At 52.0% G+C, this 18,079-nt stretch carries 14 protein-coding genes and 2 pseudogenes; 5 read left to right on the top strand and 11 right to left on the bottom strand.

Features of this window, described 5'->3' with window-relative positions:
• Window positions 1-36: 36 nt before the first annotated feature.
• Window positions 37-4,047, bottom strand: a complete 4,011-nt coding sequence (locus L1F29_RS09480; protein ID WP_258388074.1) for a DUF5722 domain-containing protein — start codon at window positions 4,045-4,047, stop codon at window positions 37-39.
• Window positions 4,048-4,446: 399 nt separating this feature from the next.
• Entirely contained in the window at window positions 4,447-5,295 is an 849-nt protein-coding gene (locus L1F29_RS09475; RefSeq protein WP_258388073.1) for a cation diffusion facilitator family transporter, read from the bottom strand.
• A 27-nt stretch (window positions 5,296-5,322) separates the two neighbouring features.
• On the opposite strand from L1F29_RS09475, the gene L1F29_RS09470 reads away from it, so the two are divergent.
• Window positions 5,323-5,697, top strand: a complete 375-nt coding sequence (locus L1F29_RS09470; RefSeq protein ID WP_258388072.1) for a hypothetical protein — start codon at window positions 5,323-5,325, stop codon at window positions 5,695-5,697.
• A 149-nt stretch (window positions 5,698-5,846) separates the two neighbouring features.
• On the opposite strand, the gene L1F29_RS09465 is transcribed toward L1F29_RS09470, so the two are convergent.
• On the bottom strand, window positions 5,847-7,151 hold the full coding sequence (locus L1F29_RS09465) for an ATP-binding protein (RefSeq protein WP_258388071.1): 1,305 nt from the start codon (window positions 7,149-7,151) through the stop codon (window positions 5,847-5,849).
• Between the two features lie 162 nt (window positions 7,152-7,313).
• Window positions 7,314-8,198 carry an AraC family transcriptional regulator gene (locus L1F29_RS09460; protein WP_258388070.1) on the bottom strand — a complete coding sequence of 295 codons (885 nt, stop codon included), beginning with the start codon at window positions 8,196-8,198 and terminating at the stop codon, window positions 7,314-7,316.
• Window positions 8,199-8,376: 178 nt separating this feature from the next.
• Here L1F29_RS09460 and L1F29_RS09455 point away from each other — a divergent pair, with 178 nt between their 5' ends.
• Together L1F29_RS09455 and L1F29_RS09450 are read left to right on the top strand one after the other, a co-directional pair.
• Window positions 8,377-9,135, top strand: a complete 759-nt coding sequence (locus tag L1F29_RS09455; RefSeq protein WP_258388069.1) for a phytanoyl-CoA dioxygenase family protein — start codon at window positions 8,377-8,379, stop codon at window positions 9,133-9,135.
• Window positions 9,136-9,160: 25 nt separating this feature from the next.
• Window positions 9,161-10,147: a glycoside hydrolase family protein gene (locus tag L1F29_RS09450; RefSeq protein WP_258388068.1), complete on the top strand. Its 987-nt coding sequence runs from the start codon at window positions 9,161-9,163 to the stop codon at window positions 10,145-10,147.
• A gap of 70 nt (window positions 10,148-10,217) precedes the next feature.
• Here the strand turns inward: L1F29_RS09450 and L1F29_RS09445 are convergent, their stop codons facing one another.
• Complete coding sequence (locus L1F29_RS09445; RefSeq protein ID WP_258388067.1) at window positions 10,218-10,559, bottom strand: hypothetical protein; 342 nt, start codon at window positions 10,557-10,559, stop codon at window positions 10,218-10,220.
• A 118-nt stretch (window positions 10,560-10,677) separates the two neighbouring features.
• On the opposite strand from L1F29_RS09445, the gene L1F29_RS09440 reads away from it, so the two are divergent.
• On the top strand, window positions 10,678-11,574 hold the full coding sequence (locus L1F29_RS09440; RefSeq protein ID WP_258388066.1) for an AraC family transcriptional regulator: 897 nt from the start codon (window positions 10,678-10,680) through the stop codon (window positions 11,572-11,574).
• A 115-nt stretch (window positions 11,575-11,689) separates the two neighbouring features.
• On the opposite strand, the pseudogene L1F29_RS34630 reads toward L1F29_RS09440, so the two are convergent.
• From L1F29_RS34630 to L1F29_RS09430, 3 genes and pseudogenes are all read right to left on the bottom strand, one after another.
• Window positions 11,690-12,214: pseudogene (locus L1F29_RS34630) on the bottom strand (hypothetical protein); the annotation flags it as partial.
• Window positions 12,215-12,223: 9 nt separating this feature from the next.
• Window positions 12,224-12,937, bottom strand: a pseudogene (locus L1F29_RS34355) (Gfo/Idh/MocA family protein); the annotation flags it as partial.
• A complete protein-coding gene (locus L1F29_RS09430; RefSeq protein ID WP_258389649.1) occupies window positions 12,934-14,166 on the bottom strand; it encodes a Gfo/Idh/MocA family protein in 1,233 nt (410 codons plus the stop codon). The gene L1F29_RS09430 and the pseudogene L1F29_RS34355, both read right to left, overlap by 4 nt.
• A gap of 287 nt (window positions 14,167-14,453) precedes the next feature.
• On the opposite strand from L1F29_RS09430, the gene L1F29_RS09425 reads away from it, so the two are divergent.
• Complete coding sequence (locus tag L1F29_RS09425) at window positions 14,454-15,191, top strand: hypothetical protein (RefSeq protein WP_258388064.1); 738 nt, start codon at window positions 14,454-14,456, stop codon at window positions 15,189-15,191.
• Window positions 15,192-15,378: 187 nt separating this feature from the next.
• On the opposite strand, the gene L1F29_RS09420 is transcribed toward L1F29_RS09425, so the two are convergent.
• The 3 genes from L1F29_RS09420 to L1F29_RS09410 form a co-directional block, all read right to left on the bottom strand.
• Complete coding sequence (locus tag L1F29_RS09420) at window positions 15,379-15,486, bottom strand: putative holin-like toxin (protein WP_258388063.1); 108 nt, start codon at window positions 15,484-15,486, stop codon at window positions 15,379-15,381.
• 180 nt (window positions 15,487-15,666) lie between these two features.
• Window positions 15,667-16,398 (bottom strand): phytanoyl-CoA dioxygenase family protein, encoded by a 732-nt coding sequence (locus tag L1F29_RS09415; protein ID WP_258388062.1) that lies wholly within the window; start codon window positions 16,396-16,398, stop codon window positions 15,667-15,669.
• 218 nt (window positions 16,399-16,616) lie between these two features.
• Window positions 16,617-17,855: a Gfo/Idh/MocA family protein gene (locus L1F29_RS09410; RefSeq protein ID WP_258388061.1), complete on the bottom strand. Its 1,239-nt coding sequence runs from the start codon at window positions 17,853-17,855 to the stop codon at window positions 16,617-16,619.
• Window positions 17,856-18,079: the final 224 nt, after the last annotated feature.

Here is an 18,079-nt window from a genome sequence, read left to right as displayed (position 1 = left end):
GTGCCTAAGCACGGGCGGTGTTTCCCACGTGTGCGGCTAGCTTCCCGCCTTGATATAGCCCATATAATCCAGCTGGAACTCCGGATTCCACGCCATGTTATTGCCTACGGCCCGGAAGGAAACCTCAATGCGCGTCACCTGATTGCGCAAAGCCCAGTCGCCTACCTGAATGCCGGCCCGGTTCCATTGATCCGGCGTCATCGATGAAGTCGACGTGATGCTCTCCGTTCCGCTGAATAACGTCACCTTCGTCTCATAAGTCGCCCCCGGCACGCCGCCATACGAATCGATATGGTAGAACAGCTCGGACGCATCGGTCAAATCGATCGGAGACTCTGGCGTTACCGCAAGCGTCTTCCAAGCATCGGCAGCGACGGCTTCCGCTCTTGCCGACAGCGTATACGAGCCTAAAGCCGGTTTGGTCGGCCCATTGAGAAATTGTTCGACCGTATTCACACTCGCTACATTTTCTTTGCCCGTCCACCCTTGATTGGAGCCCTCAAAGTTGAAGAGGAGCTTCTCGTTCGCCGGAATTATCCCTTCGCCCGTATTCTTGATGGTGTCCACCACTTGGCTGAAAGAACGGTCACCATAGACAAGCTCGATGCTGACCGACCCTTCCGCCGGCGGCGTGTAAGCGGACACGGTAAGGCGATACGTCTTGCTCTCACCGGTCTTGATTCCGTTAACCTTTAACTCGGAACGGTCAAATTGAATTAAGCCGCCGGCTTGAATCGCTATTTTCCCATTCAGCTTCTTGTCGCCATGATTCGTTACTTTCACTTCGATTTGCGCGCCGGTCTCCAATTGCGGGGACAGCAGCGCCGCTTCGATGTCGATATTCGCAAAGTCGCGGATTGGCGAAACGTTCTTTCGGAACCCGACGTCATCAAGCAGGAAGGATCCGGTCCACGACTGGGAGCCCGGCGAGCTGACCCATACTTTAACCCGGTCAACGGCCTTCAGACCGCTCCATCCTTTCAGATTCAAGGCTGCATGGTTCCAGCCTTGGCTCGGATCGAGGACGACCGTCCCTTCCGCGATATCCTTGCCGCTGTATACTTTCACTTTGGCATAATAAGCTTTGTCAGCTGCGGCATCGGGAATTTTCAGAGCGAAGGTTACGTTCGGCGCTTTGGAAGCGTCAATCGGCTGCGCGAATCGTACATCCGCCCCTTTCCAATTCAGAGCCGCATAATCGCTGAAATTTACTTTGAGCGACTTCGTGCCCGTATAGGCATCGCCGTCCATCAGCGTAGCGGAAGCCGCATTGTCCGCAGCCTGCCATCCGCCGAGTCCATTCTCGAAGCTCTCCAGCGGAAGCGATTTTTCGTCCTTGGCCTTCTTATCCTTCTTCACGAAGGTAACGCCCTTAACTGCCGGCTCTTCCCGATCGGCCAGCTTGGCGGCGTCAAATCCGGGGATGACATCCTGCCAATCATTAATGCCGATGACCGACTTTGCAAAATCCGTTACCGCAAGCGACTGATCGGTATCGATATATTTGAACACGTCATAGATTGTTTTGTGCTCAAATGGAGTGGAAATCGAGTTTTTGGCATATGTCCACAGACCGAGATTCAATCCGCCTTCCTGCGCATGATCGACATGGCGGTGCAGGATGAAGGAGTCGATCCCGTCCAGAAACTTGATTTTATAATAGGCATACGCATAAGCTGCCGCCTGCACTAACTGATCGTTCTCCGAGTTGCTTAAGCTATTGAGCCCCTGCTCGGATAGAATAATCCGGCGCATATTCCCTTCGTACAAGAAGTTCTGCTGCTGCAAGTATTGTACAAGCACCTGCAGGTTCTTGAACGTGATCCGGACAGTGTTGAAGTCATCCGTCGGGGTAGCGTCGTTCCAGAATTTCGGATCGAATAAATTTTCCGGATAGGGATGGAAGGCCACATTCCAGGAGAAATCGCCTTCCATATGCGCCAAGTCGTTCAGCATATCGACGATTGCTTTATTGTCGTACTTCCAGATCGCCTCGGCTGGAAGCTCTTCATTCCAGAAGTGGTCTAGTGAAATATAGGTGCGCGCATTCGCATAATGGCTCTTCACAATCGTATCGACCAGCCGCAGCGTTTGCGCGTATTCTCTCACATACTCGCCGACAGGCTTGGGTCCCATGTTGTTCCACACCTGATTCTGCCCGACCTCGTTGCCGACGATGAAATTGACCGCTTTCCCGTGAGCTTCGTCAGGCTGCGAATAGCGATCCGCCAAGAACGTCGTGATAGCCTTGACATATATGACGCCAAGCTCATTCTTCGTGTTCAAGGCGTACACGATCCCGCCAGGCTGGGAATCCGGATGAATCAGATGCTCGTTCGGCGTCCCCGGCGTCATGACGTTGTACATTAACAGAATTAAGCTGACAATCGTATCGTTGTCGGACAAGCTTTTGATTTGCGAATCCAGATGGCTGACGTAGCTCTTCTGAAAGTAGAACGTTTCGCCGTCAACCTCGTACGGAATCGTATTGTCCGGATTGCTGTTCGTCGAATAGAGCATCTCATTATACGAGACATTGATCGCTGCATGGCTGATACCCAGTTCTTCGGCATCATCCGTCATTTGCACCTGAAGCCCCTTAATGCTCTTCGCTTCCGGGAAAGGCTGCTTGTTCGAAGCCAGCTTACCGGCATTCGTAATGTAATGCGGCGCATCCGCTAACGTCAATTCGCCCGCCGCGTTCCGGAAGGCTACGACGAATTTGGAGTACAGACGGTTATGTACGCCGTCCTTCAAGCTGATATCGAAGGTGAATTGCTCCGCGATACTCTGCTCGGCAAGCGGAGTAAGACCTGCCAGTACATTCTGGTCGCCATATGTCGGCAGCTCGAAGAGTACGAGCTCTTCATCCGCATGCTGCTCCAGATAGGCTGCCGTCACGGTACCCGCGATTGTGATCCCGCCGTTATCGTTGATGGCAGACGTCGTGATCTTGCCGTCATACGGCTTCTGGATCGGCGGGAAATTTTTGAACCGGATGTCGTCGATAGCAAGCGTGCCTTCTCCTGTTGGAACAGAGATGCGAAACTGCTTGATCGTCCCCGTCCACCCGGCCTGATCCGACATGTTGGCGTTCAACGTCTGACCTGCAGCGCTTGGCGTGATGTCGAACTCCTTGGACTTCGCATCGTCCCATGTCGTATCGGCTTCGGTAATCCAGGCTACTTTCACCTTGGCGGCAGCGGTCTGATTATCCAGCCCCACCGACAGCCCGTTCCTTGCACCCGCATCGATCTGCACCTGCGGAGATTGAATATAAGCGTCTACACCTTCAATGCCGAGCGCCGCTTTCCCTCCGGAGACATGCAGCGAGCTTAGATGAGCCGTGAATCCTTCCGCATCCCCTTCACGGTTGAACAGCATATCAATGGTGTTCGTTGCCATAATATAGTCAAGCTGAAAACGGCCGTCCCAGAAATCATAGCCTGGAGCCCCCGGGCTGATCCCTTCCAGATCGAAATTTTGCATGAAGGACAATTCCATCCTCGTGATCGCATTGCGCTTATCCCATGCCGACATATCGATAAAGACACGGTTCCATCTGTCGTTGGAAATTTTCGCAATGGATTCGAATACGTCATCTCCGCTATAGAGGCGGACTTTCATGAAATATCCGACAGGCTGCCAGCCCCATGAGTTCGCCGCAAAAGCAAGATAGCGCTCGCCGGACAGGTCGAGCGGGGAGGGGAAATCGCGATAGATCTTTCTCCATTCGTATACCTTGACCTTCTCGGGCGTTTGCTCCAAAGCTCCCTCGCCTTCCAATGGACCGCCCGGCCCGTTCAGAAGACTCGTGACATGATTGATTTCTTTCGTATTGGCCCCCTTCTGCCAGGTTGCCACATCTTCAGGCGTATTGAATGCATTAATCACTTTGCCGGGGTAAAATTCTTGTCCGCTGAATACATGGGCGGACTGCTGCAGCCCGGGCTCGTAAGCCCCCGCGAAAGCGGTTACAGAACTGAGCAAAAGTTGAATCAGAAGGACGAAAGCCAGAGCTCCCGATGTGACTGAGACACGTTTCATTCTTTAATAACCTCCGTTAATTTGCATATGTGCATTCCATGCATAATACTTTCAAAACCGGAACAAACCAAAGAATTCTTTACTTTAATACAGATTGCTTTTTGAACTAATTTAAGAATAATCACCTCGTTTATATATAAAATTCATAATTACGTATACATAATATTATTATTAGTATACGAATACAATGTGTAAATCATCCTGGTGCAATTTTACTAGTGATCGGTTTAACCCATGATTTGAACGCAAAAAAAACGCACAGCCATATCAGATGGCTGCGCGTTCTAAGCAGAGGGCTCTTGCAGGCAACGAAGTGAAGGTCTGGAGGCTGAGAGGCTGAGAGGCTGGTGTCCAAGCCGGACTAGATGAGATTCGCATAGATCAAGCTCTGCCGCTATCTCAAAATTTACTTTTGGGATGATTGAAATCCGGTTTCTCCACCTGTATCGTCGTGTGCTGAATGCGGTATTTCTGTTCGATCTGCTGAATCGCCTGCTGCAAAATAAATTGGCTGTCCCCGTCATGATCAATCATGATATGGCAGGTAAGCGAATCGAGGCCGGACGATACGGTCCAGATGTGTAAATCATGCACCTCCTGGACGCCATCGATTGCTAGCAGCGTCTTCTTCACCTGGTCGGAATCAATGGTAGGCGGCGTCCCTTCCATCAGGATGTGGACGGCAGTCTTCATGACGCCCCACGCGCTCTTCAAAATCAGAAGCGAGACCACCACGCTTATGATCGGGTCGGCGATGTACCATTCGAATACGAGCATGAACAGACCGGCGACGATCGCCCCTACCGAACCGAGCGCATCTCCAATGACATGGAGGTACGCGCTGCGGACATTCACGTTATCCTTCACATCGCCCTTCCGCATGAGGAACCATGCGCTTGCAAGATTGGCGAGCAGTCCGATGAACGCGATGATCATCATCGATCCGCTTGCAACTGTAGGCGGATTAATAAAGCGCTCATACGCTTCCCGAATAATGAATGCCGCGATGATGAACAATGTAACTCCGTTGAACAGAGCGGCCAATATTTCAAAACGATAATAGCCGTACGACTTGCGAGGCGACGGCGGACGGGATGCGAGCGCCATGGCGACCAGGCTCAGCGCGAGAGCGCCGACATCGCTTAACATATGGCCGGAATCCGACAGCAAGGCCAGACTGTTCGTAATCAATCCTCCGATGAACTCCAGCAGCATAATGACCGATGTTATGGCCAGCGCTATGGACAACCCCGCTTTATTGTTCGGAACATGGGAATGACTGTGTCCGTGATGTCCGTGCCCGTGCCCGTGACCTTGTCCGTTCGTATGACCATGTTCGTGATCGTGATCATGTTCCTGACCATGTTCCTGATCATGTTCGTGATCGTGGTCGTGACCATGTTCGTGCCCGTGATCGTGATCGTGATCGTGATCATGATCATGATCATGTTCGCGGCCACGTCCCTGATGCTCATCGCCGTGGCGATGTTTAGCTTTCTGTTGGTTGCCCATACAAACACCTCGCTTCTTCAGCTTCCCGACAATGTTACCAGCATTACCATATCGCTTGGCTCCAATAAATCAATATATGAGTATGTGTTCATATGTATTATAAAATATCGATCGCAATCTGGCAAGCCTGACCATTGAACAAATTGTTATACCGGATCAACCGGATAAAGATACCGATGTCGATGTCTTCAAGGGCGAAGAAAGTTTCTTCACTTTTTAAACAGACAGCTAGGATTAGCGTAAAACGAACTGGCATAAAAAAAGAGACACCCTATAGATGTCTCTTGCTAAGATTGCTGATCAGCCGCCGGCAGCATAGCGCCCGCAGGGTTCTTCGTGAAAATGATCGTACACGCAGTACCCTTCCCCAGCTCGCTCGTCGTCTCGATTTCGCCGGCCATCGTCCGAAGAATCGAGAACGCCACCATCGTACCGAGTCCGGTCCCCTTCTCCTTCGTAGAGTAAAAAGGGGTTCCCAGCCGGTTTAATTGTTCCTTCGTCATGCCGATCCCGGTATCCTTAATCGAGATGACCGGATTTATTTTATACAGCCCCGTTGCTAATGTTAAGGTTCCGCCTTCCGGCATCGCTTCGATGCTATTCTTGCACAGATTAATTAAGGCCTGCCTGAATTTCGATTGATCGCCCACAATCTGAATATCCTGCACGCACCGTTCCATGTCGATCTCGATCCGGACGTTCTGCATATTCGCATACGAGGACAACACATTCGCTACATACTGGATCTCGGCGAGAATATGGATCGGCTCGATCCTCTCCGGATCCGGCTTGGCCAGCGTCAGATAGTCCGATATAATTTGCTGCGCCCGGTCCAGCTCTTCCAGACAGATCTGTTGATAATAGATTCGGTTGCGCTGGCTTAGCCCTTCTTTCCCCAGCAATTGAATAAACCCGCGTACCGTCGTTAACGGATTGCGGACTTCATGGGCAACCGAGGCTGCGATGCCGGTGACCAGCTTCAATTTCTCCGCCTTTCTGATCTCTTCCTGAAACCGTAGAAGCCTTTCCATAAATTCCAGAAGGTAGGCAAAAGCGCCTGTAAGCAAGCTTTGGAGGACGATTAACGCGAGCGTCCAGGGAAAGTGGGGATTCAAGAAAAACTCGATATCGTCGGTGAGGAACAGATAGGAAGCCAAGGTGAGCATTCGAATGGTGAAGTAAGCCGCAATGGCTGCCAATACTTTCTGACCGATGGACAATACAGCGTACTTGGTAATAATCCATGACACGATCATCATCGTCGGGAGAATGGAGATGATATATTCCAGCTGGTTCACGTTTCCCATGATATGCCGGTAAATGATTAAAATTAAATATAACACAATCGATACTGGCACCCCGCCATAGAGAGAACCGAGGGTCAGCGGAATTGCACGAAAATCGTAGATGAGTCCATTGATGGAAACGGGGACGGACATGCTCGAGACGAGCGAGACCGCAAATACGGCACATATCGAGAGCTGGTAGAGCCGCTTTCTGTCTCTGAATTGGCGAATAAGCACGAAGAACACGGCAGGGATGAAAAAAATATAAAAAAAGTTCAATGTAAAGTCCTTATATATGGCGACCATAGCGACCTCGCTTTACATAATGCTTATTCATCAAAACCGGTTTGCCGCTAATAGAACCATATCCATTAACCTTCTATTCATTTCGTGTTCGAACGGTAATTTCCTCCAGTTAGTTTCAGATTTTAGAAAATAAAATCGCCGGCCGCCGCAGCGGCTGACGATTCATTTTCCCCGGTACAGCTCCCGGTACTTCCCCGGCGGCATTCCAAAGCAATCTTTAAAGACCCGGTTGAAGTAGCTTAAATCCTCATACCCGACCTCAAGCGCGATCGCTACCGTCTTCTCGTCCGTCTTGGTCAGCCATTCCTTGGCAACCTCGATGCGGATTTCATTCCGGTATTCGATGAACGTCTTGCCTGAATACTGCTTGAATTTGGACGTGAACGAGGACTGGCTCATACCGCATAGCCCGCTCATTTGCTTAAGCGTAAGCGGCTGCGCATAATGCGCCGCGATAAACTCCCGCACGTGGCGGAACATCGTCTCCTCCTCCGCAGCAGCGAAAGACACTTTATGAAGCATCCGTTCATAACAGCGGCTCAAGTGTATGAACAACTGAATCATCGTTGTCTTAATAAAGAACTGATATCCCATCTCCCGCTTCCGGTCTTCGTCGATCAGGCGCTCGATCATCTGCTTCAGCTCCAGCCGCTCGCGCCCCTTCAAATTCAGGTGCGGCTTATAGCTGGCCGTGCTTCTTAGAAACGGCTCGATATAGAAGAAATCGATAAACGAGTTGAATCGCGACATGACCTCGAGCTCCTCGGCAAAGACCGATGGCTGAAAGATGACGTTGTACACGAGAAGCGGACTGTCCGTTTGAAGCCGGTAGCCATGCGTCGTCTGCGGCGAAATCATATAGACGTCCCCTTCCGCAATCGGGGAGAAATGATGATTATACTCGTGCTCGCCTTTCCCTTCGACGACAAATACTAGCTCGACGAATTCATGGGAATGGCTCTCGATGCTTTCGGACACCGGAGCGGGGAAAGCGCGGAACGGGAACGAATCATCGTCCATAAACTCTTCGTTCGTATACCTTCTCAATTGCAGTTCTCCCTCCTTTGCCCAACAACAACATATTCTCCCGCAGCCCTCCGGTCTCCTTCCTCTTATGTCGGCGGATTATCCAATCGGCTTGGCATATTCCCCAATCATCCAAGACGTCAATCTGCTACCTTATAGGAAAGTATTCGATGTCTAATCACAAGGAGTGGCGAAGCCGATGCGGCCGATACAAGAGCATTTGGATGAATTCAACAAGCAAGGATTCACCGTAATAAGAGGCGCCTTACAGACGGAGGAGGCGGATGCGCTGAAGGAAGGCGTACTCGAAGCCTTCCAGGGCCCGGAAGACGGCTACGGACCGACGATCCGGACGCTTATGTTCGAGAAGGGAGAACGGTTCCAGCGCCTGATCATGCAGCCCGGCGTCGTTGATTTTGCGGAGGCGCTGCTGGGCCGGGGCTGCCATATGTTCGCGATGAACGCCCTGCGCACGCCGCGAAATGAAGGAATCGACCAATGGCATGTGGACGAGGAGCTGTTCTTTCCGCTTCCGGAGGGAGTCGAATTCGATCCGCGCATTCAGCTGCCTACCTTTCTGGTTACCTGCATCTATTACCTGGTCGATGTGACGGAGTCGATGGGACCGACACAGCTCATCCCCGGCAGTCACCGCAGCGGCCGGGAGCCCGATCCGACGCACAACCCGCCGCTTTACAAGGGACAAGGTCCGGTAACTATCGTAGCCAAGAAGGGCGATTGCCTGATCTTCTCGGGCCAGACCTGGCACCGCGGCGCACGCAACGAAAGCGACGAGAACCGGATCGTGCAGCAGGTTATGTATGGGAAACGATGGATTTCGCAGCGATTCTATCCGTTTATCAATTATAAGATGCCGCAGGAGATCGTCGATCGATGGAAGGATCATCCCCGAATGAGCCGGTTACTGGGCATGCACCGCAGAGGGCCCTACGGGTAACAGCATGAAGGAGGAAATGCAAGCCATGTATATCGACAACAGACCGGTCGCAGCTCTCCGCATGGAGGCGCGCGATCAAGGAATGATCCTCAAGCACGGCGAGGGTCCGGGGCAGTGCGACCGCAATGGCATGCGGGAAGCCATACTTTTCGAGGAGAACGGAGTCTATCATCTGTTCTACGACGGATGCGGACCGGACGGGTGGCTCGCCTGCCTTGCGGTAAGTACGGATCTGATCCATTGGGAGAGGCTCGGTCCGGTGCTGGATTTCGGCGGTTCCGGAGACTTGGACGAAGGCACGGCCACTTCGCCGTGGTTCTACCGGGACGGCGACGTCTGGCATATGTATTATGTCGGATCAAGAGAAGCGACGCCGCTTCCGGACCGGATTCCAATGATGCCTTACTATACCATGAAAGCGATCGCTCCTACCTTAAGCGGACCTTGGGTGAAGCAGCCGGAGATCATCCCCTTCCGTACCGTGCCGGGTACGTATTATTCCGACACTGCCAGTCCCGGCCATATCATTGCCCATGGCGGCGAATACATGCAATTTTTCAGCGCGGCGAAATCGGACGAGGGGTTGGTGACGCGGACGATCGGCGTTGCCCGAACAGAGGATTTGAATGGTTCCTGGACAGTCGATCCGGAGCCGATTGTCCCTCTTACGGAACAAATCGAGAATAGCTCGGTCTACTATGAGAAAGAGAACGACACCTGGTTTCTGTTCACGAACCACATCGGAATCGACGAAGCCGGCGGCGAATATACGGATGCGATATGGGTCTACTGGTCGCGCGATCCGAAACGCTGGACCTCCGAGAACAAAGCCGTTGTTCTCGACGGGCGCAACTGCGGATGGTCCAAGCAGTGCATCGGACTGCCGACGGTCGTCCCGGTCGGCGATCGGCTAGCCATGGTGTACGACGCGCCAGGCGGAGACAGCAAGAGCCACATGCGCCGAAATATCGGCCTTGCCTGGCTGGACCTGCCGCTTACGCCGCCGAAATAACGACAAGGGGCCGTCCCGACCGTCATCGAAGGTGACAGAGGGATGGCCCCTTGTTTATGCTCCGTTGTCCTCAAATCGTATTGAACAGCCGTTCCAGCTCATTGGCGACGGTGAACAGATTGGCCCGATGCTCGAATTCGGATCTGGATTCCGGCAGCGGCAGACGCTTGTGATAATCCCGGATCACGCGCAGACGGCCGTATAGTGAGACATGCGCTTCCGCAGTCTGCTGGCGTGCGTCTCTCATGTATTCGGCCAGCTCTTCGATAAAATCCGCGAGCCGGATCCCCTGATCAATTCTTACATTCATCTGAGAGACGGACGGCAGCATTCGCTCGAGCAAATCATACTGCTTCCGCTTCGCTTCGAAGAACGTCCGATAGCCCGCCGCCGCGCTGCGGTGCTGCTCCAAACATTTGCTATATGCCGCGGTATACTAGAATGACAATTAACAGGGGATAGGCAACCTTTTCTACATCTGCTATAGTGAAAGCGTGTATGAAATATTGGAATGAAGAGGGTTGATTCCGGTGAACAAGGAGCTGCTGGAAGAGAAGAAGATGCATGGCGACGCTTCCTTCCCGCTTCAGGTTTATTTAGCCGAGCGCCGTGCGGGAGAATTGTTCGAACCCCATTGGCATGAGAGCCTGGAAATCATTTATATCTTGAGCGGGTCGGCAACCTTTACAGTCGATGATGACAAATACTTTCTTGAAGCGGACGACTACCTGTTCGTAAACAGCGATAAGATTCATGGCGCCACCTTCGCCGAAACCTGCCGTTTCCAAGCCATCGTATTTGATCTGAAGATGTGCCTCGGCACCGGTCTGGACATATGCAATCATAAATACTTTAACCGTATGCTGGAGCGCCAGCTGCTGCTGCCCGATGTGATTGACAAGGATAGTGCCATATACCCGGACATCCAGCAATGGATCCGGCAGCTGTACGGCAAATACGAGATGAAGGGCAACGGTTACGAGCTGTACGCGAAGGGGCTCTTGACCCTGATCGTGGCCAGCCTGATCGAGCATGACCAGATGATCGCGCCGGATAAGAACCGGCTCAATAAGACGAACCAGATGAACAGGCTTAAGCTGGCTCTCAACTACATGGCAAGCCATTATCAGGAAAGCATTCCCGTCAAGAACCTGGCCGATTTGTCCAATATGAGCTTGTATTATTTTTGCCGCTATTTCAAGTCGGTGACAGGCTGCACCCCGGTGGAATACCTCAACCGGCTGCGCATCGCCAAGGCGGAAACCCTGCTCGCTACCACGGATAAACGGGTGATCGATATCGCGTTTGAATCCGGCTTCAACAGCTTGAATTATTTCTCCGAGATGTACCGGCGAATGAAGGGAATTAACCCTTCGGAAGCAAGAGAGCGCGCACGTCTCTCCGCGCTGAACCGGATCGGCGTCTGAGGAGCCGCCTCTCCGAGCTCAACTAGCCTATGAACAAAGAATGGCAGCACACCGTAGGATATCATTCGGTATGCTGCCTGTTTTCGTTGGCATTCGGGGCCGTTCCCGCTAGCCGCTAAAGCACATCGCTCCGTCCTATCTCCGCCCACACGCGGCGGGCGTAAGCAATCGCTTCTTCTGTGAGGGTCACAGGGCCCTTCGTAGCCGGGAGCGGCTGTCCTGGACCGCGATCTTCGTAGAACGGCGACCAGTGGTCGTTCTCATATTGTACCCGTACGGCTTCATCTCGCATATCCGGCACTTCGAACGGGGCTCCGTTCGCAAGCGCGGAACGGTATGCCTGAATGCCTGTAATTGTCATATCAATTGCGCGGTATACGTCCAGAAACGGCTGCTCATTAGTGCGGATCGCTTCGGCAAAATGATAATTCGTAAAGAAATCGCCGCCGCCATGGCCGGCTTGCTGAGCCAATTCGGGGCTAATCGGGAACTCCGGCAAATAGATCGTCTCCGCTTCCTCTCCTTCAAGCAGGTCGTACGGTTCATGGCGCAGCCGCACACGATTAGCGTCGCCCGTACGCATATTCTCCATCTGCCCGCGCGTGCCGTGAATCCGGTACCAATTGCCGTGTCCGCGCAGTACGACGCCGTTCAACGTAACGACCGCCTCATTGTCCATGCGGCACATAATGGTGGAAGCCTGATCCGTTACACGGGCGTGCAGCCGCTCTTTATCCGCGGGCGACTGCGGAATACATAAAGCATTCACGCTTACTGGGCGGCGATCCGTAATAAACATGATCGGCGCTAGAGCATGCGTGCAATAATAGGTCGCGGGGATATGGTTCCGCCAATGATCCAGTCCCGGGCTAATTGAGTTTTGTTCCTGCGATGAGAACGGGTGAATATATTCCCCTTCGCCGAACTGCAGCTCGCCGACGGCACCCTCCCGATACAGGCGGCGCATCTCTTGATTATATACAAAATAAGGATAATTCTCGGCGATCATATAGATCTTGCCGCTCTTCTCGACCGCACGAGCCAAAGCGACCGCTTCGCCAAGCGTCTTGCAGGCGCTGACCTCGGTCATGACATGCTTGCCGGCTTCAAGTGCGCGAATGGCGAACGGGGCATGCTGATGAAAATAGTTCGCCAGAATGACGGCATCCATATCATGCTCCAGGAAGCGGCCGTAATCCGTATAAGTCGCGACCCCCAGCTCGCCGCCGAGCTGCAGGAGCCGTTCCTCCCATACGTCGCATATGGCGACAAGCTCCATTCCTGCCGCTTTAGCCCCTCCGTAAAAAGATGCGCCACGGCCCACGCCGACAACGCCTACACGAATTTGCTTATTTCCGCTCATTTGAGCACATCCTCTCTGCCGATTCTTTTCCATACCGATCGCGCATAAGCGACCGCTTCTTCCGAAGGCTTCTTCTCGCCTTGGTAGCTCGGGAACGGCTGTCCCGGCCTGCGATCCTCGAAGAACGGCGACCAGTCGTCGTTCTCATACTTCATGCGCACCGATTCGTCGCGAAAATCCGGAATTTCGAACGGAGCGCCGTTCGCCAGCGCCGAACGGTAAGCTTGAATACCGACAATCGTCATATCCAGCGCGCGATACACATCCAGGTACGGCTGCTCGTTCTTGCGAATCGCTTCGGCAAAATAATAGTTCGTAAAGAAGTCGCCGCCGCCATGGCCGGCTTGCTGCGCCAAATCGGGATGAACGGGAAATTCCGGCAGGTAGATTTTCTCAAGCTCTTCCCCTTCCACCAGATCATAAGGCTCGTGCCGCAGACGGACACGATTCGGATCGCCCGTGCGCATGTTTTCCATCTGGCCGCGCGTACCGTGAATGCGGTACCAATTGCCGTGTCCTCGAAGCGTGACGCCGTTCAACGTGACGACCGCTTCATTGTCCATGCGCAGCATAATCGTCGCCGCCGAATCATTATGGCGAACGAGCAATTTCTGCGTATCGCTTTCCATGAATGGAATACAGAGTGCATTCACGCTTGTCGGACGCCGATCGGTAATAAACATAATAGGTGCAAGAGCATGCGTGCAGTAATACGTCGCCGCCCGGTGATTGCGCCAATGAGCAAGGCCCGGACCGAGCACGGCCATCTCTTCGGCCGAGCACGGATGAATATATTCGCCCTCGCCGAACTGCAGCTCCCCTACATGCCCTTCCTGATACAAGCGGCGCATTTCCTGGTTGTACACAAAGTACGGATAATTCTCGGCCATCATGTAAATCTTTCCGCTCTTCTCGACGGCGCGGGCCAGCGCAACGCCTTCTTTTAACGTTTTGCAGGCGCTGGTTTCACTCATCACGTGCTTGCCGGCTTCCAGTGCGCGGATCGCGAACGGCGCATGCTCATGGAAGAAGTTCGCCAGAATGACCGCATCCATATCATGCCGAAGGAATTGATCATAGTCCGCATAGGTGGTTACGCCGAACTCTTGACCCAGCTGCTGAAGCCTCTCTTCCCAGACATCGCAGATCGCGACAAGCTCCATGCCAACGGCTTGCGCTCCCCCGTAGAATGATGATCCGCGGCCTACGCCGACAACGCCTACTCGAATTTTGCGTTCCTGTATCGTGTCTGAGATACTCGATCACCCTTTCGCTAATCGTTCATAATCCACTTTCTGACTTTATTGTACAAAGGATGGCCGCTTTCTTCTCCTTCATTCTTGCTGTCTAGTTAAACAAATTTGCGCTCAGGGCTGTTCAGGAGCATAAACGCTGATGCTTTCCACTGCTGCAATCACAATGATTGGAGCGGTTTTTATTTGAGCTTCACGAACAAGGGCATGATTTAGCAGCTATTGTCATATTCATTGAAAGTATGATTACGGGAGGGATGAACATGTCTGTATTGAGGATTGATGGTGCATCGCTCGAATGTGTCGAAAAAGTTATACGACATTTAGAAGACATCGGCAATATTGAACGGTTTTCCGTATTTTCCGAAAATATTCCCGAACCATATAAAGATGTTTCAAATTGTTATATCAGCCATGGGCAGAGAAATGAAATAAAAACAGCTTATTCACTTATATTGGAATGCCTTGATTCCGATCAAGAAGTTTGGATCGAAGGCGCAGCATGCGGATACAGCGGGACTGGTCCAAATTGTACGATTGAAATTCTGCAGATTTTAGGCGTTAGAATGGACTTCAAACGGATTATTTCTGAAAAATGGATTCAAAACGAGGAAGTTGTCCTTGAACACGACCTGAATTTAATTATTCGTCAGCGAAATAAGGATCAAGAGGATGCCGACTTAAACAATGAAAAATTAATAAAGGTCATGATGAAATTTAAAAATCCCTTTGATAAATGGAAATCGAAAGAAATGCTAAAAATGATCGGCTGCATTCAACCACTCCGTCTTTTCGGAGGTAACGAGGCAGAGTCATACTACTTCCGTGTTCCCTATCATACCGTACAGGAAATGTCCAAGCACACAACAAGCAATGTCCTTACCTTGCATGAACGGCTGGAAAATATAGATGTTGAACACTTAAATAATCTGATTCAACAAATTGGTTATGAGCATAATGCCGAAATGACGTCTAGAATATATGAAAGAGCCCCCCAATAATAAATATATTCCCCTCATTCGCATGCGCAGGCTTCCGCATTGCACGTCTAAAACGGGTATGTTATGCTTAAGCTAATAAAGGGCCGCAGATGCTGGAACATCTACGACCCGGGTACATGCCGCTTTTAAGGGCGGCGGCTTTTGAAACAAGGCATTGGATAGACCGCTACCTTAGTCGGAGGGCGGTCTATTTCTTTTTGGTGGAAAGTACGAGAATGGTCACGATCAACGAAATCAGCGCGATCAGCATCGTGCCGAAGTCGATCATGAGCGTCATGACGTCCTTAACCTCCATGGCATCACCTCCCTTCCGGGAGATTAGCCGACCGCCCTTGCAAGCCGTGTATGTACTTGTCCATATTATACCATGCCCCCGGCAAAGGGGGTTATTTAATATTCAATACATCTCACTGCTGACATCAATCACTTATCTTACTTGCCTATCGGCAACGACAAAGTGATTCTGAGCGACAGGTTACGCTTCATCGTAAATCGACGATTGACGCAGATACGGATGGTAGGTCGGATCCAATATCTCTTTTTGTTCCGGTGTCATAAGTGCGAGCAATTCGGGAGTTCGGGTGTATTTGGCCCAAGCGATCATGAGAGGCGAATATTTGTAGAGCAAGGACCGGCGTTCATGCGCCCCCTGCCACGCGAAGGTACCGTGCGTCAACGCCTCCGTAAATATCAAAAGATCCCCCGGTTTCTGCGCAATATGTACCGTCGGACCAATCTCCTCATAGTGTTTAAAAGCTTCCGGAACCCGAAAATTCGCTTTGTGGCTGCCGGGAATGCAGCAAAATCCACCGTCATTCTGACCGATTTCAGACAGGGCAAAAGAGTAAACCGTCAAACCGCTGAATAGGGTACCGTTCTGAACATGGTAATATTGTCCGGGATCGTACGGGGTATTGCCCCCATGCAGATGAAGCGGTTTATCCCCTTTCCTGTGAATAATCGCATATTCATGATCCAAGCGGTAATGGTTCCCCAGCATAATCGACAGATAAGGCTTGGCCTTCGGATGATTGATCAGCGCTCTGAAAACCGGCTCCTCCCACATCAAAAAATTCTGAATCGGCTGGCCGGCTTCCTGCCTCTTGTCAATGGCCTCGTTCAGATGCTTCAGTTCTTCTTGGCTGAGTACGTCTTCTACCAGGAGATAGCCTTGAACATCAAATAAATAACGTTCCGTTGCATTCATGCTAATAACCTCCCCATTCACGGATTTCCAACATGTCGAACTCCAGGTACCGATCCCCTGTGTCAATGGATTCGATTTACACAACTTGGTAAATAATTAATAAACTTACTATTCGCGAGCAAACATGAGGATTCCTTTTTGTGATTTGAACTTATTTTCAGACTGTTCCAGCTTCCATTGCGTCAGGGTATCGCCCTGCAGCCCATTGGCGAGCAAACCTAGTCTCTCACTTTCGCCTCGTACCCGGATGGCAGCTGGAACCGACAATAGTCTTCCATTCGCACAGGCTTTGTTGGCGATGCCCACGGCAAGGGAAACTCCGAGTAAAGAAGCCCTTTCCCCGCGATCTCCCTCATCCGCTCCGATAACCCCGGCAGCAGGCATACGGAAGTTTGCCCCTCTTCGCGCTCTTCCACGAACTCTCTTGGGATCCGGCGGACCGTCAAGGACGATTCGTAAGCGCCGTTGGCTGCCAGGACGAAGCTCCGGCTGGCCTCGATCGGCGACAAGAGAGGCACTGCCGTATCTTCAATCGCCTGCAGCAGATTCAGGTACATGCCGCGCATCATATTTTCGCTGCCATAGGAATAGACCTCTTCCTCGCTGCCGCTGCGAATCGTAAGCTTATTATCGTAGGACCAAATCATTTCGCCTTCCATTCCGCGAACCGCAATAGAAGGAATTTCATCGTCCTCATGACACAGCATGGCATAAAATAAGACGGTAACCCCGCCATCCGTACGGATGCGCATACAGGAAACATCGTCCCCTTCGATCTCATTCACATGGTACAGCTCCGCCTGCACCCATTCGGGCAGCATGCGCGACTGGCCGCGGGAGGCTCCCGCGGCGAGCAGGCAGTTGTTCAATAGATGGGCCAGCGGGTTATTAAGCGTTCCGTCCAATACATATTGTTCGCGATAAGTCAGCCTGCCGGCCCACGGGGTTCGCCCGTAATAGGCTTTGGACCGCTTCCACATGCCTATTCCGGTCACCTGCGAGACATCTCCGATCTCGCCTGCATTTAGACGTGCCAGCAGCTCCTTGAATGCCGAACCGGCCGTGTTCTGGAAATTCACCTGGCACAATCGGCCGCTGGCCTGCCGGGCCGCAATCATTTCATCCAGATCCTGTATCGTAACCGCAGGCGGCTTCTCCACCAGCACGTGAAAACCCATCTCCAGCACGCGGATGCACATCGACTTGTGCGAGGCGATCGGCGTCGCGATTACGACAAAGTCGATTTCCGGATGCTCCTCCAGCATCTGCTCGTAATCCGTATAGTGGATCGCGCCGATTGCCGTTAATTTATCGACATTCTCCTGATAAGCGGAAGCGTTCAATTCTGCAAACGCGGTAACCTCCAGTCGTCCTTCATGGACCAAATCCATAAGTACGTTGACATGCGCTGCCCCAAAGCCCCCGATACCGATGATGGCGGCACGATAAGTTCTCATAGCCGGCTCCCTTCGTCCTCTTTCCGTCTCAGATTCGACAACGATTCGCCAATTCCTTTCCAATTTCAGACGATTCATCTGCCGGACATATCGGAGGCTGCCTGATTCTCTATTTATTGCATCACGCCATTGCTTTCTGCTGGACTTCCCCGTCTGCCGGCTATTCGAGCCAGCTCCCACCTTTACACTTCCTCTTACACCATACGTGATGGCCTTGTGAGCGT

Origin of the sequence: Paenibacillus spongiae (genome assembly GCF_024734895.1) — a bacterium.
In the GTDB taxonomy this organism is placed as follows: Bacteria; Bacillota; Bacilli; order Paenibacillales; family Paenibacillaceae; genus Paenibacillus_Z; species Paenibacillus_Z spongiae.
Note: the sequence above shows the minus strand (reverse complement) of the source record. Positions and strands in the feature narration are given on the sequence as shown.

Bases quoted from the DNA above. Each gene is read 5' to 3' on its own strand.
- L1F29_RS09480 (WP_258388074.1), bottom strand. From the start codon at position 4,047: ATGAAACGTGTCTCAGTCACATCGGGAGCTCTGGCTTTCGTCCTTCTG.
- L1F29_RS09470 (WP_258388072.1), top strand. From the start codon at position 5,323: ATGACTGTGTCCGTGATGTCCGTGCCCGTGCCCGTGACCTTGTCCGTT.
- L1F29_RS09465 (WP_258388071.1), bottom strand. From the start codon at position 7,151: ATGGTCGCCATATATAAGGACTTTACATTGAACTTTTTTTATATTTTT.
- L1F29_RS09455 (WP_258388069.1), top strand. From the start codon at position 8,377: ATGCGGCCGATACAAGAGCATTTGGATGAATTCAACAAGCAAGGATTC.
- L1F29_RS09450 (WP_258388068.1), top strand. From the start codon at position 9,161: ATGTATATCGACAACAGACCGGTCGCAGCTCTCCGCATGGAGGCGCGC.
- L1F29_RS09425 (WP_258388064.1), top strand. From the start codon at position 14,454: ATGTCTGTATTGAGGATTGATGGTGCATCGCTCGAATGTGTCGAAAAA.
- L1F29_RS09420 (WP_258388063.1), bottom strand. From the start codon at position 15,486: ATGGAGGTTAAGGACGTCATGACGCTCATGATCGACTTCGGCACGATG.
- L1F29_RS09415 (WP_258388062.1), bottom strand. From the start codon at position 16,398: ATGAATGCAACGGAACGTTATTTATTTGATGTTCAAGGCTATCTCCTG.
- L1F29_RS09410 (WP_258388061.1), bottom strand. From the start codon at position 17,855: ATGAGAACTTATCGTGCCGCCATCATCGGTATCGGGGGCTTTGGGGCA.